Here is a 15,129-nt window from a genome sequence, read left to right as displayed (position 1 = left end):
ACTTACCCACTAACTAACGTGGTTTAATTTTAGCAAAGGAATAAAGACTTGTGAATAGCAACTTCTGTCCAGATCTGAAATCACAATTACTACTAGTTCGCACTTTATATCATCCATAATAAAAAATAACCATTGTAGGATATTTCACTACAATGGCTTTTATATTCCCATTTTATAATCATAATCATATTGCTTTGCCTCATCAGGTTTCGCATTTTCATAGTCGGTTTTGATGAACGGCTTATAAGATTTATCTACTTTAGAAACAAATGGCAGTTTTAATAATTTATATTCGATTTTATCTATTTCCGTTTGGTCAACATAAATAACAGCATATTTTAACTTCTTGGATACATAAATCAAGTTACCAAAACGCTTAATTTGTTTAATATTTTTCGTATGTTGAAACCACACGATAATACCTTGCCGATTCGTTCTCATTCCTTACCCTCCCTATTATGTTTCCATATAGGATATCTAACGATACTTTATGTATTCCAAATAATTACCATTAAAATTTAAAAAATTTATTCAATCAACTATCTTATCGCTTTAGATAGTTGATTGAATTGTTAATGTGAGCATCCACATGCCCCACCATGACCACAGCCACTATCTGTTAATGCTGCTCCGTCCTTAGGTGCTTTAATTTGTTCACTTACACTTAATGCAACATAGCTACTGATCTCATCTAGCAAATTTTGCAAGTTTCGTTCAGCAACCTTAAACATTGCGACTTTTTCGTTCATATCCATTTCCCTTTTGGTAGAACGAACTTTCTTCATTATTTCGTTATAATCCGGATGATATCTTCCAAATCTCTGAATATCATCATAATGTTGTTTCATATCTGTAAAAGCACGAATAAGTTCTTGTGCTTCTGTATCTTCATAAAGCGCAACTTGTCTATTCTTATAATCATCCATTACTTCTGATTCCATAATCATCTTGCCAAGTTGCTCTGATTGGTCGAGAATTTCAACATATTCTAATGTTGCAATCAAGATTAACACCCCCAACTAGTATATTACCATTTTAAGTTGCGAATGAAAATAACTTGGCTCATTAATCTTTCATTGCATCAGCAAATTGCATTAACATCCCAACCATTTGCATATTACTGCTGATTTTTTCCAGTCGCTGTGGAAGGGTTTTCCCGTAAAATTTCTTTGCCTCCTTTTCCATCTCTAAAATATTATTCGGGTCTCGAGATAAGTAGCGATACCACATAGGATTATAGCGAATAAAATTAGCTAATTGCGGGTTTTCAATTATATACTGATAACTATATTGATCCATCGAACCACTCCTTAGTCACGAAACCAGTTAAATGGGTCCTTTGTTGGTTCACTTGGCTTCTTTGATTGTTGATACTGACCAATTACCTCTTGAATGGTAGAAATCGTGTTGCTTAGCTGCTGCACTTGACCTTGTACTTTATTTATATCAAAGTTTTCGGTAAGCTTCATGAGTTGGCTCATTAATTCAAAATTTTTCTGTTCACTTTTGTTTTCGTCTTCTTTTACTTGCTCCTCTTTATATTGTTTCCAATGTGGATCATCTTCGCCGAGAAGAACCCACTTTTCATAATACTCTTGCCATGACTTACCATTTTTTCTTACTTCTTTAATTAAAGCTGGATGTTCATTAATAAATTTTTTAAACGCAAGCACCGTTGGATCAAGATGTTGAACTTCCATTATATTCACCCCACATAAATCGTTCTCTTTTACTAATAATTTATGCGGGCTACTGACATACGTGCAAGAAAAAAGAACTTATAGCGGTTTGGCTAGAAAGTTCTGTGTATAATATAATTTATAGACACCTACACCTAAATGAGTGTATTCTTTCTTGAACAACGCCTCACGATGACCCTCACTATTTAACCATCCTTCCATCGCTGCTGGTGCGTCGGTATACCCTGCAGCAATATTCTCCCCAGCTGCAGAATAAAACACATCTTCAACGGCTAATCTTTCTTTAAGTCCATTTCCATTTAAGCTATCATGGGAAAAATAATTGTTTTCCTCCATATCTTTACTATGCCTGAACGCAACCTGAGCAACAGGATCCTCCCATAGCAAAGATTTTAGTCCTTGTTGATTACGAAAGACATTTGTAATATCAAATACTTGCTGTTCCATTCCAGACTCAACATTTGCCCATTCCTCTTCTGTTAAGGTTGATCCTTCAGGTAAATCTCCACGGTATTGAATTTGATATGGACGATGCTTTAATAATATTCCTGCCGTTAATACACGAATAGACGATAATTTATTTGTAAAGGTATCAAAATAAAATTGTGCAAATAAATGGTCGCCCAGCTTCACCAATGGGCGCATATTCCGCTCTTCATTAGTTAGTTTAAACGTATACGATGACAAGCCTTCATTAAATGATACTTCATTTTCAAAAGTAAACTGTTCATCTAATGAAGTAAAGCTTTGTCCGATGGAAGCACGCTCATCCTTTAAACTAGACCCGGTTGCATATACCGTTTCGATTTGGTTATTTTCAATACCAAACTGAATATACTCTAATTGACTATCGGTATACACCCACCATTCATAGCCGTATGCACTAGCATCCCTTCGAATCGGCTCACCATATATTTCAATCAGCTGCTCGCTGGACCTACCAATCCAACCAAATAAATCTCCCTCTATCGGAAGCTTGCTTTGTTTCCCCTCATCCTTAGGAGCAGATTTATTCTCTAACATATTGGACTTTTCTTTAACTTCACTGACAATACTATCGATTGCTACATTTGGTGACATATTCTTTTCTTCTAAAATATAAAAAGCAATGAAGGCAATAATAGTGATAAATATTAAACTTCGAATAAATTTCATTCTATGACTCTCCTCTTAGTTACTAGCCATTGCAAATCTGAAAAGATCTTTCTCCAAAAATAACAATAATAGAGTTTATGTTAAACCAAGGCATTTATTCTCTCTTTTGCGTTTTATATTATAGAAAAATTCTACTCAGCACAATGTAATGCCTGTGACTATATTTGGAGAAGTTTTAAAAACTTGAGTTTAGGAAAGCTTTTTTACGACAGTCTTAGTTGCAAATATTCGCTTAAAAACTTTTTAAACTTTCTAAACTACCTAAATAGAATGTTTTTCATTGCAACTTAAGCGTTTTCGTAATATGATTAATAGAAGATGATTAACATAAGAGGTGTATAAAATGAGATTAGAAAACACAGGTATTGAAGACATTATTGTTGATTTAAAACCTTTGGATCACATTACTGGTAAACACGCCTTTATCCGTGCAGGTCAGTGGGATTACGAAAGAGTAACTTACGATTATAAGATTGGTTCCAAAGAAAAAAACATTACATATTATATTCGTATCCAAGGCTATGCTCTCGAAGGAGATGTTGATAGAAGAAATGCCATAATCAAATTACTTCCACCACTATTAGGGAAGCATTATTACCCACATGGAATTGAATACGGAGAAGAAGAGGATTTCCCAGAAAGTCTAGTTGAACGCGCACATACATTAACAGCAAAAGTAGCAGAAGAGCTCACAAGCTTTAAAAAGGAAGTAACAGAAAGCAACTAAACATATAAAAAGGTGAAAGCAGAACAACACTGCTTCCACCTTTTTGTTTTATTTTAGAATCCCCAGATTGCCCGGAAGAGATTAGTCGTTTCACCAGCATCCCAGAAGATATATAAAAATAAATATACCATCACACCAGTTATGGCGGTAAAGAACCAAATTACTGCAGTAACAGGTCCTATTTTTCTATGTATTCTAATTTTTCGTTTGAATGCCAGAATTAGCGTAGCTACTACAAAAACTGCACCAGATGTTGCTAAAATAATATGGAAAATTAGAAAAATCGTATAATAGATTTTTAGATCCTCAGGACCCCCAAAGCTAGTATTGCCAATAAAAATAGTTCGAGACATATAGATTATAAGGAAAAGCAATGCACTAATCGCGGATGAAATCATCGTTATTTTATGCGCCTTTGCCTTCCCTTTAATGATAAAATTCCAGCCAATTGCCATTAAAACGGCACTTAATATAATAAATAATGTACTAATTGTTGGTAAAAAAGGCATCGTTTACATGTTCCTTTCAAAATAATAATTAAAAACGAAGCTAGCTTGATCGATTCCTTCAACTTTTATTACTAATCTGATATAAATACCATGGACTCTACCATATTAATTTAAGAATCAGATGGCAGCGGATCAACCTTCAAACTTTCCTTAGAAAACCATTTAAAGAATATTCCTGCTAGAATAAATCCATAGGTAATTTCTTGAATGACCTTCATTACAATTCCACCCAATTGCTGATCTTCTAATACATCCATCGAAGTAAATAACCCTGGACCTGTTAAAGTACTAGATATACCCTGTAACACATCAACTGGCACACATAGACTTAATGCCGTTATCCATGCTCCGCCACTCGAATAAGAGGCATATAGCGGTTCCGATGCAAAAATAATAATTACACAAGCTGGTGTCATTAACACTGCACTAATAAATACATAAGCAATTTTAAGTAATGGTTTTAATCGATCCAATTCCTTTACAGGAGCTAGAACTGGTAACCACATATTAAATGCTGCAATAAATAAAACTAAATGGATTAAAGTATGAGCAATCGTTGATGACTTTGAAAAATCAAATACAAATGGGACATGATAAAAACTAAACAGACTATAAAACAATAATACAGATATGATTGGATTGGCAAGTACCTTTAATGCCGGTCTTATAAATGGTGCATAAATAATCTTCTTCCAAATCCATTCTGGTAACCCTTTAATAATGAGAATTGGAACGATAAGTATATAAATTGCCATTTGTGTCATATGTGCAGTTAACGTAATATGCGACATTAAATCTACGGGTGATCCCTTTACAGCATAAATTAACAATATCGCAAAATAAAACAAAAATTGTTGTTTTAGACTGGGTTTATCTTCTCCGCCAAAGCGATGTCGATATGGGCCTGTAATTAATGCATACGCTATTGCAATAAATATAAGAAAGATAAAAAAATACGGACTCCACAAAGCACGAAAACCAAAAATTTGTAAATTTAACCACATGATAACTCACTCCAATTATTGGCCTATCTATTTATTATACCTTTTCATTTTGGTAAAAACGATTGATATTGTGACGATTTAAGTAAAAAGTGAAAAAGATCGGAGTAATTAACTCCGATCGGTATCTTAGGTATAAAACTTACCACCAAATTATTGTTGTCATTGTTAATGCTACTAAAATCGCAACCCAAATTCCCCCATAAATTAATGCAGCGGGTACTTCATGGCCTTCATCCTTCATATGCATGAAATAATAGAATTGAAAGCCAACTTGTACTACAGCTAGAATTAATATTAGTGGAACAGCATAAATGGCTTCTAATCCACTTGCAACTACAGCAAAAGCAACAACTGTAAAAGCAATCATTAAGACAAACGTAATAATCTGTTTTTTCATTTCTTCTTTATTTTGTTGTTTTTGGAAAGAATTAATTTTATCAATATTCATATTCTCGTTATTCATAAATTAACTCACCGCTCCCATCAAATATACAACCGTAAAGATAAACACCCAAACAACATCAATAAAATGCCAGTACAGACTAAAAGTGTTGTACTTTGGTGCGTTATATAAATTAAGTCCACGTTTAGCATTACGAACCATCAGTGCAATTAACCAGCTAAGTCCGAATATAACGTGCCCACCATGGAAGCCTACTAACGTATAGAACGCTGATCCAAATGCTGAGGAACGGAATGTAAAGCCATATTCTGTTATATAATGTGCAAACTCATATAACTCACAAGCTAAAAATCCAATCCCAAGCAATGCGGTAATTCCAAACCATAATTGCATCTTTTTAAAATCATTGTTCTTCATATGATAGATTGCATATACACTAGTTAATGAACTAGTTAATAATAATACTGTCATAAGAAACACTAATTCTAACCCAAATAATTCCTGAGAGGTTGGACCGCCTGCTGTTGAATTTCTTAGCGCAATAAATGTTCCGAAGAAACATGCGAACAAAACAGTCTCTCCACCTAGGAAAAACCATAATCCAAGGAACTTGTGTTTCCCTTCTGTAGTAGCCTTTGACGGATCATGTGGCATTGTTTCTGGATTCAAGGAATGATCTTGACTCATATCAGTCAGCCTCCCTTTCAAGGTCTTCTTTGTGTATATGATAACCGTGGTCATCTTTTAGTGATCTAACAACCATTGTTCCAAGAGCAAGTGCCATTCCAAAGTAAACCGCAAGTAACCATAAATTATTATCTACTTGGAATATAAATCCAATAGAAGCTATGAAAAATCCAATTGTCATAATAAATGGATATATTGACCCATTTGGCATATGAATATCAACTACAGGTTCTGCTGGTGTCATTTTTCCTTTTCCTTCTGTCTTTTCAATCCACAATGGATCCAAACCACGAACTAAAGGAAGCTGCTTAAAGTTGTATTCAGGTGGTGGTGAAGGAATTGCCCATTCTAATGTACGTGCATCCCATGGATCCCCCGAAACCTTTTTACCTTTTACAGCAGTATAGACTACGTTTATTAATACGACGATTGTACCAAGCCCCATCAAGAAGGCACCAATCGTACTAATTAAGTTTCCTGTATCTAATCCCTGGTTTTCCAAGAATACCCAATATCGACGTGGCATTCCCATTAGCCCTAGGAAATGCTGAATAAAGAAAGTTAAATGGAAGCCTATAAAGAATAGCCAGAATGATAGCTTACCAAGGCCTTCGTGTAAGATTCTTCCAAACATTTTTGGATACCAATAATGTGTTGCTGCAAATATACCAAACACTACCCCACCAACAATTACATAGTGGAAGTGGGCGACAACGAAATACGTATCATGGTATTGGTAGTCAGCTGATGCAGCACCTAGCATTACACCTGTCATACCACCAATCGTAAATGAAGGAATAAATGCCAATGCCCAAAGCATTGCTGAGTTAATCGTTATACTTCCGCCCCACATTGTTGCTAACCAGTTAAATATCTTAATTCCCGTTGGCACCGCAATTGCCATTGTTGCAACAGCAAAAATTGCGTTTGCCACAGGTCCAAGTCCAACCGTAAACATATGGTGAGCCCATACCATAAATCCTAAGAATGCGATTAAGAATGTTGCGAATACCATGGAAGTATATCCAAATAAACGCTTCTTAGAAAACGCTGGAATAATTTCACTAAAAATTCCAAACGCTGGCAGAATCAAAATATAAACTTCAGGATGTCCAAATATCCAGAATAAATGCTGCCATATAATGGCATTACCGCCCAAAGCAACATCAAAGAATGCTGACCCAAACATCCTATCAAACATTAGTAAGAACAAACCTACAGTTAGCGCTGGAAATGCAAATAAAATTAAAATACTTGTAACAAACGTTGTCCATGTAAATAATGGCATACGCATATAGGTCATACCAGGAGCACGCATTGTTACGATAGTCACAATGAAGTTAATACCACCCATCAATGTTCCCGCACCTGAAAGCTGAAGACCCATAACATAAAAATCTACCCCATGCCCTGGTGATTGGAGCGATAACGGTGCATATGAAGTCCAACCTGCATCAGGAGCTCCTCCGCCAAAAATCCAACTTAGGTTTAGAAGAACTCCTCCAAAGAAGAATAACCAAAAACCTAACGAGTTTAAAAACGGAAATGCAACATCTCGCGCCCCAATTTGTAAAGGCATAATTGCGTTCATAAAACCGATTAATATCGGTGTGGCTGCAAAGAATATCATTGTAGTTCCATGCATCGTAATCATTTCATTATACAAACCTGCACTAATAAAATCATTCTCAGGTTTAATTAATTGAATTCGTATTATTAGAGCTTCTAATCCCCCAATTAAGAAGAAGAAGGCACCAGCGGCAATATACATATTACCAATTTTCTTATGGTCTACTGTCGTTAAATAATCCCATAAAACAGCACCAAAGCCCTTTTTTTGAGTAGTTGCTATACTCAACTTATAAACCTCCCTTTTGTCTCTCATCCCATTTTAGCTTCTTAAATTTCTTTAATTAATTCCCCCTACGCTTTCAGGAGTAACTTCTGATGGTTTCAATTGCATTAAATATGCTGCAATACTACTTGCCTCGTCCTCAGACAAATCCGGATAATTCCCTGTCATCTTATTACCAGGTTTAATAGATTCAGGGTCCATAATCCAATCTACTAAATTCTCTTCTGTAGGCTCTAAGAAACCAGCAATTTTCGTACGGTCACCAAAGTTGGTTAGGTTAGGACCAACTGCAGATGGTGATGATCCGATAGCATGACATCCCATACAATTGTTCGCTTCAAATAATTCTTTACCCTCCTGGGCAACAGCATCCTGTGGCTCGTCAGCAGGATCAACACTTTGCATATCCGCAATCCACTGATCAAATTCTTCTGGACTTACAGCAATTACTTTAAAGTCCATCAGTGAATGTGATGGTCCACATAATTCAGCACATTTGCCCCAATATACGCCTTCTTCATATGCTTCAATATACATTGTATTTACGTTTTCAGGATTTACATCCATTTTCCCAGAAATACTTGGCACCCAGAAAGAGTGAATTACATCAGAGGATTGCATATTCAAATATACTTTTTCGCCAGTAGGAATGTATAGATCCTGACTCGTTACTACTTCTTCGCCAGCATAGTTGAAATGCCACCAATACTGATTACCAGTAACTTCAATATTGATACTATCACTTGCCTCTGATTCATCCGCTAAATCAAAAACAGTCATTACAGCTGGAACTCCCATGATAAGAACTAATACAATCGGGATTGCTGTCCATACCATTTCAAGGGTGTGATTGCCTTCTACTTGTTTTGGTATGTAATTTTCTTGACCCTTCTTTCGACGGAATCGAACTAATACGATTGAATAAACAATGATTACTACTAGAAACACTACTACCATGATTAATGTTGTCAGTATAATCATATCCATCGATGTATCTGCACCGTACCCCTTTGGATCAAGCGCCGTTAAGTTTTCTTTACCACAAGCCGCTAACACAAGGGATAGAATACTTAACATCAGAACTGCTCTAATTTTCCCCATCCAACCATTCATGAATTATACCTCTCTTTCTCCTTGTTGATTCCTTATATATTAATAAATAAATTAAGGACTATAATTAGAATATTGGTAATGTGACAATTACCATCAATAAGAACATCACGGTTAAATAATTTAGAGAATAAAAGAAAATCATATTTGCCCATTTCAGATTATCCTTAGTGAAAAATCCTCTAAAACCAATAATTAACCAGGCTATATTAAGAATTGTAGCGATTACAACAAATGTCGTTCCCAAGGAAGTTAATAATAATGGCAACGGTAACAAGCAAGCAATGTATATTACAATTTGTCGCTTAGTAAACTCAAAACCATACACTACGGGAAGCATTGGCACATTCGCCGCTTGATAATCATCCCTCTTCTTCATTGCTAACGAAAGAAAATGTGGTGTTTGCCAAATAAACATAATTAAAAATAATGCAATTGGTACAATATGTAATTCAGGACTAACAGCTGTCCAGCCAATTAATGGAGGCACTGCCCCTGAAAAGCTACCAACAATCGTATTAAGCGTATACTTTCTTTTAGACCACATCGTATACAACACAACATAAATAAACCAACCAATAAATCCAAATATTGTTGCTATAATTGTGGTTAAAGATAATAAAATAAATCCAATTAAACTAGTAATAATCCCCATAATCAGGACAGACCTTAAAGAAAAGAAACCAGTTACAGTTGGTCTATTTTTCGTCCTTGTCATTATTGGATCTATATCTACATCATACCAGTTATTAAGAATACAGCCACCTGCGATTACTAACACACTTCCAATCATCGTCAGGAAAAAAGTATCCCAATGCATCGTGATGGAGGTATTAGTAAAGAAAATTGCCAGCCAAAATCCGGTAAAGGCTGTAATTAAATTTGAATTTATTATCCCTATTTTAATTAGTGATTTTAACTCCGTAAATAGTTTTTTTATCTTTGCACTATTTGAATCCGAGGTATGTAGATCCATTTCAGAATAGGACGTATCCACTTTATCCATTCTTGTCCCCCTTTCCAATACCACGATATGTATCGATTATTGTGGAATAATAGAAATGAATCCGTTTTATAAATCACTAATAACTCAATTGTACCATGGAAAGTTAATTGATTCTAGGTAACTACTTCATAATATTTGATATTTATAGATATCTTACTAACAAATTGTGACAAAATGTTGAATCTTTTATTTCTTTCTTGTAAATATCATTATGTATGCAGAAACACAATAAAAGTAGTGGATTCCTTGCCATTATTGTGTTTAAGAGTTTCCTTATATTTCCCTCTATACTATTTCTAGCAAACTCTTTCCAATAATGCAAGCGGTTTTTTACAATACACAACGTGAGAATATAATTAATTATGTTAGAATGGTATTTAAATCCTAGATACTTTTATTAAGATGCAAAGTAATTTTGTATAAGATAAAATTAATGGATTTAACATTATTTTATAGATTGAAAAGTGAGGACTACATAATGATTAAATACTTAAAGTGGTTATCTGTAATTGCTACGATTGGTATGCTCTTTATCCTCTTAGGTGGAGCACTTGTAACAAAAACAGGTTCTGAAGATGGCTGTGGAGATAGTTGGCCGTTATGTAATGCTGAATTTTCTTTTGAAATGGTTGTGGAAGTCAGTCACCGTTTAGTTACTGGAGGTGTTGGGATTATTGTTCTAGCACTTTCCATTCTTTCATGGAGATTAATTGGACATATCCGCGAAGTAAAACTGCTATCTTTTTTATCCGTTTTCTTTATCGTTTTACAATCTTTGATTGGTGCGGCAGCCGTCATGTGGGGCCAATCTGATTTCGTTCTGGCTTCACATTTTGGTATATCATTACTTTCATTTGCATCTGTATTTTTACTAATGCTACTTATCTTTGAAATTGATAAGAAATTCGATGCAGATTCACTCTACATTGAAAAGAGACATCGAACAGAGATATTGGCCTTATCCATTTATACACTAATCGTCGTGTATACTGGTGCATTAGTGCGGCACACCAATTCGAATATGGTTTGTGGAGACTGGCCATTCTGTAATAATGGAGCACCGCTTAGTTTCGCAGACTATAACTTTCAGCAATGGGTGCAAATGGGGCATCGATTATTGGCAGGCATCTTATTTATTTGGACCATTCTTATAGTTGTAAAGATGGTCAAACATTACCGTTCGAGTAGAGTAATGAGATGGGGATGGAGTATAACGCTCGCACTTATTACCTTACAAGTATTTTTTGGCGCGATGATTATTTTTACAATGCTCAATCTTGGAATCGCCTTAATGCATGCACTGGTAATATCTTGTTATTTTGGAATGTTAAGCTACTTCATTCTTCTGTCAGCCAGAAGCGCAAGACAGGAGAAGATGTTGGCTGATTCGAACTATAAGAATAATGTGTTAGATAAGCAGATTAACTAACATCACATTAAAGCTAGTAAATAAAACAAGGAAACAGGAAGGAGAATCCGCAGATTCTCCTTCCTGTTTTTTAGATTATTCTAATTCAACTAGTAAGTCTCCAACTTTAATCGCATCTCCATTTGACACGTGAATCGCTTTTATAACACCTGTAAATGGAGCTTGAATTGTTGTCTCCATCTTCATTGCTTCAGTAGTCATAATATAGTCGCCTTTTGTTACTTGATCTCCTGGTGCACAATTTACTGCTAAGACTGTACCAGGCATCGTACCACCAATATGCTTATTATTCCCTTTTTCTGCTTTTGGCCTCGTTGTTAATTTCGATTCCACGCTGTTATCCTTAATGATCACTTCTCTTGATTGACCGTTTAATTCAAAATAAACAACACGTGTGCCATCTGGTTTAGGTTCAGAAATCGAATTCAGTTTAACGATTAATGTTTTACCTTTTTCAATTTCCACTTCAATTACTTCCTCTAAATCCATTCCATAGAAAAATGTTGGTGTATCGAGTACTGACATGTCTCCATAAGTTTCTGTGAATTTATTGTATTCCATAAACACTTTTGGATAAAGTGCGTGCGCAATAACATCGAAGCTTGAAACTGGTCGATTTAGTTCCTTAAACAAGTAATCTCTCGTTTGTTTAAAGTCAACTGGTTCTAATAATTCACCAGGTCGTACTGTAATTGCCTCTCTATCTTTCAGGATAACCTTTTGTAATTTTTCTGGGAAGCCTTGATATGGTTGTCCAATATATCCTTGCGCGAATTCAATAACAGAATCTGGGAAGTCAATTGTTGCACCACGCTCATAAACATCTTCTTCCGTTAAATTATTCTGCACCATAAAGAGTGTCATATCTCCAATAACCTTTGATGATGGTGTTACCTTAATAATATCACCAAACATTTCATTCACTTGATGGTATGTCTTTTTAACTTCATCCCAGCGTTCTTCTAATCCGACAGCCTTTGCTTGCTGCTTTAAATTACTATACTGTCCGCCAGGCATTTCATGGAAGTAAATCTCTGTATGTGGTGCCTTCATTCCACTTTCGAAATCTTGATAATATTCACGAACACCTTCCCAGTAATTTGATATTTTCTCATAGTTTGCAATATCTACTTTAGGCTGGCGACCTGTACCTTCTAATGCATGATATAAGGATTGTGCACTTGGTTGTGATGTAAGTCCTGCCATTGCACCTGTTGCAACATCGACTACATCAACCCCGGCATCAATTGCACGAGTATACGTCACAATTCCATTTCCACTAGTATCATGCATATGCAAATGAATCGGGATATCAAGTGCATCCTTTAAGCTAGTAATTAATTGATATGCTGCTTCCGGTTTTAATAATCCCGCCATATCTTTAATACCTAGAATATGTGCTCCAGCATCTTCAAGCTCTTTGGCTAAATCGATATAATAATTCAAATCATATTTTTTACGGCCAACATCTAAGATATTTCCTGTATAGCACATCGTGGCTTCAGCAATTTTATTGTTTTCTCTCACTGAATCAATCGCAAGTCGCATGCCCTCAACCCAATTTAAACTATCAAAGATTCGATAAACATCAATACCAGCATTGGCACTCTTTTCAACGAATTCCCGAATTAAGTTATCTGGATAATTCTTATAGCCAACCGCATTGCTCGAACGAAGAAGCATTTGGAATAGAATATTCGGCATTTGTTCCCTGAGCTTAATTAATCTTGTCCACGGATCCTCTTTTAAGAAACGGTAGGCAACATCAAACGTTGCTCCACCCCACATCTCAACTGAGAACAGATTTGGTAGCAGACGTGCTGTTGGCTCTGCAATTTGTAACATATCCTTCGTTCTAACCCTTGTAGCAAATAGAGATTGATGAGCATCACGGAAAGTTGTATCCGTTAATAAAACCTCTTGTTGCTCCTTCAACCATTTTGCTAACCCCTCAGGTCCAAGTTCATCTAGAATTTGCTTAGTACCACGAGGCATTTCTTCAAAAGTATCTACCGCGGGAATACTTAGTTTTGTAAATTGTGGCTTATCCTTCTTAATTGTACCCTCTACACCATTAATCGTTGCATTTCCGATATATGTAAGCATTTTTGTTCCGCGGTCCTTACGTGTTGGGAAAATGAATAATTCAGGTGTTTTATCAATAAACGTTGTATCACATTTTCCTGTTAAAAATTGTTCATGCTGAATAACATTTTCTAAAAACGGTATATTCGTTTTGATTCCGCGAATTCTGAATTCCTTTAGATTTCGAATCATTTTGCTTGCCGCTTGTTCGAAGCTCGTCGCCCATGTTGATACTTTTACTAGTAAAGAGTCGTAGTGTGGCGAAATAATTGCACCTTGGAATCCATTACCTGCATCCAAACGGACACCAAACCCTCCACCAGAGCGGTATGCGACGATTCTCCCTGTATCAGGCATGAAATTATTTAACGGATCTTCCGTTGTGATTCGTGATTGAATTGCATATCCATCTGTTCTAATTTTTTCTTGTTCAGGTATATTAATTGAATCGTCGTGCAGACTTCTTCCCTCTGCAACTTTTATTTGGGTTTGAACGATATCAATACCAGTAACCATTTCTGTAATTGTATGTTCTACTTGAACACGTGGGTTAACTTCGATGAAATAAAATTCTTTGTCTGTCACAAGAAACTCTACTGTACCGGCATTTAAGTAATTTACTTTTGACATCAATTGTACTGCAGCATTACAGATTTCCTCACGCAGCTCATCGGTAATTGATAAACTTGGAGCAATTTCAATAACTTTTTGATGACGACGCTGAATCGAGCAATCGCGATCATATAGATGAACGATGTTTCCGTTTTGGTCACCAATAATTTGAACTTCAATATGCTTTGGATTTTGAATTAATTTTTCTAAGTATACTTCATCATTACCAAATGCTGCTTTTGCCTCAGATTTCGCACGGTCATATGCTTCAGACACACTTTGTTCATCTTCAACAATTCGCATTCCACGACCACCTCCACCGAGGGAAGCTTTAATAATGATAGGATAGCCATATTTACTGCCGAATGTTTTCACGTCTTCTACAGATTCGATAGGTCCATCACTTCCAGGAATAATTGGAATTCCTGCGTTCGATGCTTGTTCTCTTGCCTTTACCTTGTCACCAAACATATTTAAATGCTCACTCGTTGGTCCGATAAAAATAATTCCTTCTTCTTCGCATCGTTTAGCAAATTGAATATTTTCAGATAAGAATCCATAACCTGGATGAATTGCATCTACATTCACACTTTTTGCTAACCGAATAATTCCCTCGATATCTAAATACGCGTCAATCGGCTTCAATCCTTGACCAATTAAATAAGCCTCGTCTGCTTTAAAACGATGGAATGATGAATTATCTTCATTTGAATAAATTGCAACGGTGCGAATGTTAAGCTCTGTACATGCTCTGAAAACACGAATAGCAATTTCCCCACGATTTGCGACTAAAACTTTTTTAATTTCCTTCACTTCTGTCATAGTAATCCACCCCTGTTATTATTGT

General features: G+C 35.7%; 15 protein-coding genes. 2 read left to right on the top strand and 13 right to left on the bottom strand.

Going from position 1 to position 15,129, the window contains the following annotated elements; all coding sequences use genetic code 11:
- Window positions 1-159: 159 nt before the first annotated feature.
- The 5 genes from CUC15_RS08650 to CUC15_RS08630 all read right to left on the bottom strand — a co-directional run bounded on the left by CUC15_RS08650 (window position 160) and on the right by CUC15_RS08630 (window position 2,855).
- Complete coding sequence (locus CUC15_RS08650) at window positions 160-441, bottom strand: YlbG family protein (protein ID WP_114916273.1); 282 nt, start codon at window positions 439-441, stop codon at window positions 160-162.
- A gap of 131 nt (window positions 442-572) precedes the next feature.
- The gene (locus CUC15_RS08645) at window positions 573-1,004 is read right to left on the bottom strand and encodes a YlbF/YmcA family competence regulator (protein WP_114916272.1); all 432 of its coding nucleotides are present in this window, start codon (window positions 1,002-1,004) and stop codon (window positions 573-575) included.
- A 61-nt stretch (window positions 1,005-1,065) separates the two neighbouring features.
- Window positions 1,066-1,299 (bottom strand): YlbE-like family protein, encoded by a 234-nt coding sequence (locus CUC15_RS08640; RefSeq protein ID WP_114916271.1) that lies wholly within the window; start codon window positions 1,297-1,299, stop codon window positions 1,066-1,068.
- A gap of 11 nt (window positions 1,300-1,310) precedes the next feature.
- Window positions 1,311-1,700: a YlbD family protein gene (ylbD, locus tag CUC15_RS08635; RefSeq protein WP_114916270.1), complete on the bottom strand. Its 390-nt coding sequence runs from the start codon at window positions 1,698-1,700 to the stop codon at window positions 1,311-1,313.
- 78 nt (window positions 1,701-1,778) lie between these two features.
- On the bottom strand, window positions 1,779-2,855 hold the full coding sequence (locus CUC15_RS08630) for a CAP domain-containing protein (RefSeq protein WP_114916269.1): 1,077 nt from the start codon (window positions 2,853-2,855) through the stop codon (window positions 1,779-1,781).
- 343 nt (window positions 2,856-3,198) lie between these two features.
- Between CUC15_RS08630 and CUC15_RS08625 the strand changes: the two genes are divergently transcribed.
- Window positions 3,199-3,582, top strand: a complete 384-nt coding sequence (locus tag CUC15_RS08625; protein ID WP_114916268.1) for a YugN family protein — start codon at window positions 3,199-3,201, stop codon at window positions 3,580-3,582.
- A 53-nt stretch (window positions 3,583-3,635) separates the two neighbouring features.
- Here CUC15_RS08625 and CUC15_RS08620 read toward each other — a convergent pair whose 3' ends face one another.
- The 7 genes from CUC15_RS08620 to cyoE all read right to left on the bottom strand — a co-directional run bounded on the left by CUC15_RS08620 (window position 3,636) and on the right by cyoE (window position 10,156).
- A complete protein-coding gene (locus CUC15_RS08620; RefSeq protein ID WP_114916267.1) occupies window positions 3,636-4,091 on the bottom strand; it encodes a DUF420 domain-containing protein in 456 nt (151 codons plus the stop codon).
- Window positions 4,092-4,201: 110 nt separating this feature from the next.
- Complete coding sequence (ctaG, locus tag CUC15_RS08615) at window positions 4,202-5,095, bottom strand: cytochrome c oxidase assembly factor CtaG (protein WP_114916266.1); 894 nt, start codon at window positions 5,093-5,095, stop codon at window positions 4,202-4,204.
- Window positions 5,096-5,234: 139 nt separating this feature from the next.
- A complete protein-coding gene (ctaF, locus tag CUC15_RS08610) occupies window positions 5,235-5,558 on the bottom strand; it encodes a cytochrome c oxidase subunit IVB (RefSeq protein WP_114916265.1) in 324 nt (107 codons plus the stop codon).
- Between the two features lie 3 nt (window positions 5,559-5,561).
- Window positions 5,562-6,185, bottom strand: a complete 624-nt coding sequence (locus tag CUC15_RS08605) for a cytochrome (ubi)quinol oxidase subunit III (RefSeq protein WP_114916264.1) — start codon at window positions 6,183-6,185, stop codon at window positions 5,562-5,564.
- Between the two features lies 1 nt (window position 6,186).
- On the bottom strand, window positions 6,187-8,070 hold the full coding sequence (gene ctaD / locus CUC15_RS08600; protein WP_423241368.1) for a cytochrome c oxidase subunit I: 1,884 nt from the start codon (window positions 8,068-8,070) through the stop codon (window positions 6,187-6,189).
- 24 nt (window positions 8,071-8,094) lie between these two features.
- The gene (gene coxB / locus CUC15_RS08595; protein ID WP_114916262.1) at window positions 8,095-9,153 is read right to left on the bottom strand and encodes a cytochrome c oxidase subunit II; all 1,059 of its coding nucleotides are present in this window, start codon (window positions 9,151-9,153) and stop codon (window positions 8,095-8,097) included.
- 64 nt (window positions 9,154-9,217) lie between these two features.
- The gene (gene cyoE / locus CUC15_RS08590; RefSeq protein ID WP_114916261.1) at window positions 9,218-10,156 is read right to left on the bottom strand and encodes a heme o synthase; all 939 of its coding nucleotides are present in this window, start codon (window positions 10,154-10,156) and stop codon (window positions 9,218-9,220) included.
- 478 nt (window positions 10,157-10,634) lie between these two features.
- Here cyoE and CUC15_RS08585 point away from each other — a divergent pair, with 478 nt between their 5' ends.
- A complete protein-coding gene (locus CUC15_RS08585) occupies window positions 10,635-11,585 on the top strand; it encodes a COX15/CtaA family protein (RefSeq protein WP_114916260.1) in 951 nt (316 codons plus the stop codon).
- A 75-nt stretch (window positions 11,586-11,660) separates the two neighbouring features.
- Here the strand turns inward: CUC15_RS08585 and pyc are convergent, their stop codons facing one another.
- Window positions 11,661-15,104 (bottom strand): pyruvate carboxylase, encoded by a 3,444-nt coding sequence (gene pyc, locus CUC15_RS08580; RefSeq protein WP_114916259.1) that lies wholly within the window; start codon window positions 15,102-15,104, stop codon window positions 11,661-11,663.
- Window positions 15,105-15,129: the final 25 nt, after the last annotated feature.

This window comes from Oceanobacillus zhaokaii, from assembly GCF_003352005.1.
Taxonomy (GTDB): Bacteria; Bacillota; Bacilli; order Bacillales; family Amphibacillaceae; genus Oceanobacillus; species Oceanobacillus zhaokaii.
This window is presented reverse-complemented; position numbering and strand designations above follow the sequence as displayed.

Bases quoted from the DNA above. Each gene is read 5' to 3' on its own strand.
- CUC15_RS08650 (WP_114916273.1), bottom strand. From the start codon at position 441: ATGAGAACGAATCGGCAAGGTATTATCGTGTGGTTTCAACATACGAAA.
- CUC15_RS08640 (WP_114916271.1), bottom strand. From the start codon at position 1,299: ATGGATCAATATAGTTATCAGTATATAATTGAAAACCCGCAATTAGCT.
- ylbD (WP_114916270.1), bottom strand. From the start codon at position 1,700: ATGGAAGTTCAACATCTTGATCCAACGGTGCTTGCGTTTAAAAAATTT.
- CUC15_RS08630 (WP_114916269.1), bottom strand. From the start codon at position 2,855: ATGAAATTTATTCGAAGTTTAATATTTATCACTATTATTGCCTTCATT.
- CUC15_RS08625 (WP_114916268.1), top strand. From the start codon at position 3,199: ATGAGATTAGAAAACACAGGTATTGAAGACATTATTGTTGATTTAAAA.
- CUC15_RS08620 (WP_114916267.1), bottom strand. From the start codon at position 4,091: ATGCCTTTTTTACCAACAATTAGTACATTATTTATTATATTAAGTGCC.
- ctaG (WP_114916266.1), bottom strand. From the start codon at position 5,095: ATGTGGTTAAATTTACAAATTTTTGGTTTTCGTGCTTTGTGGAGTCCG.
- ctaF (WP_114916265.1), bottom strand. From the start codon at position 5,558: ATGAATAACGAGAATATGAATATTGATAAAATTAATTCTTTCCAAAAA.
- CUC15_RS08605 (WP_114916264.1), bottom strand. From the start codon at position 6,185: ATGAGTCAAGATCATTCCTTGAATCCAGAAACAATGCCACATGATCCG.
- ctaD (WP_423241368.1), bottom strand. From the start codon at position 8,070: ATGAGAGACAAAAGGGAGGTTTATAAGTTGAGTATAGCAACTACTCAA.
- coxB (WP_114916262.1), bottom strand. From the start codon at position 9,153: ATGAATGGTTGGATGGGGAAAATTAGAGCAGTTCTGATGTTAAGTATT.
- cyoE (WP_114916261.1), bottom strand. From the start codon at position 10,156: ATGGATAAAGTGGATACGTCCTATTCTGAAATGGATCTACATACCTCG.
- CUC15_RS08585 (WP_114916260.1), top strand. From the start codon at position 10,635: ATGATTAAATACTTAAAGTGGTTATCTGTAATTGCTACGATTGGTATG.
- pyc (WP_114916259.1), bottom strand. From the start codon at position 15,104: ATGACAGAAGTGAAGGAAATTAAAAAAGTTTTAGTCGCAAATCGTGGG.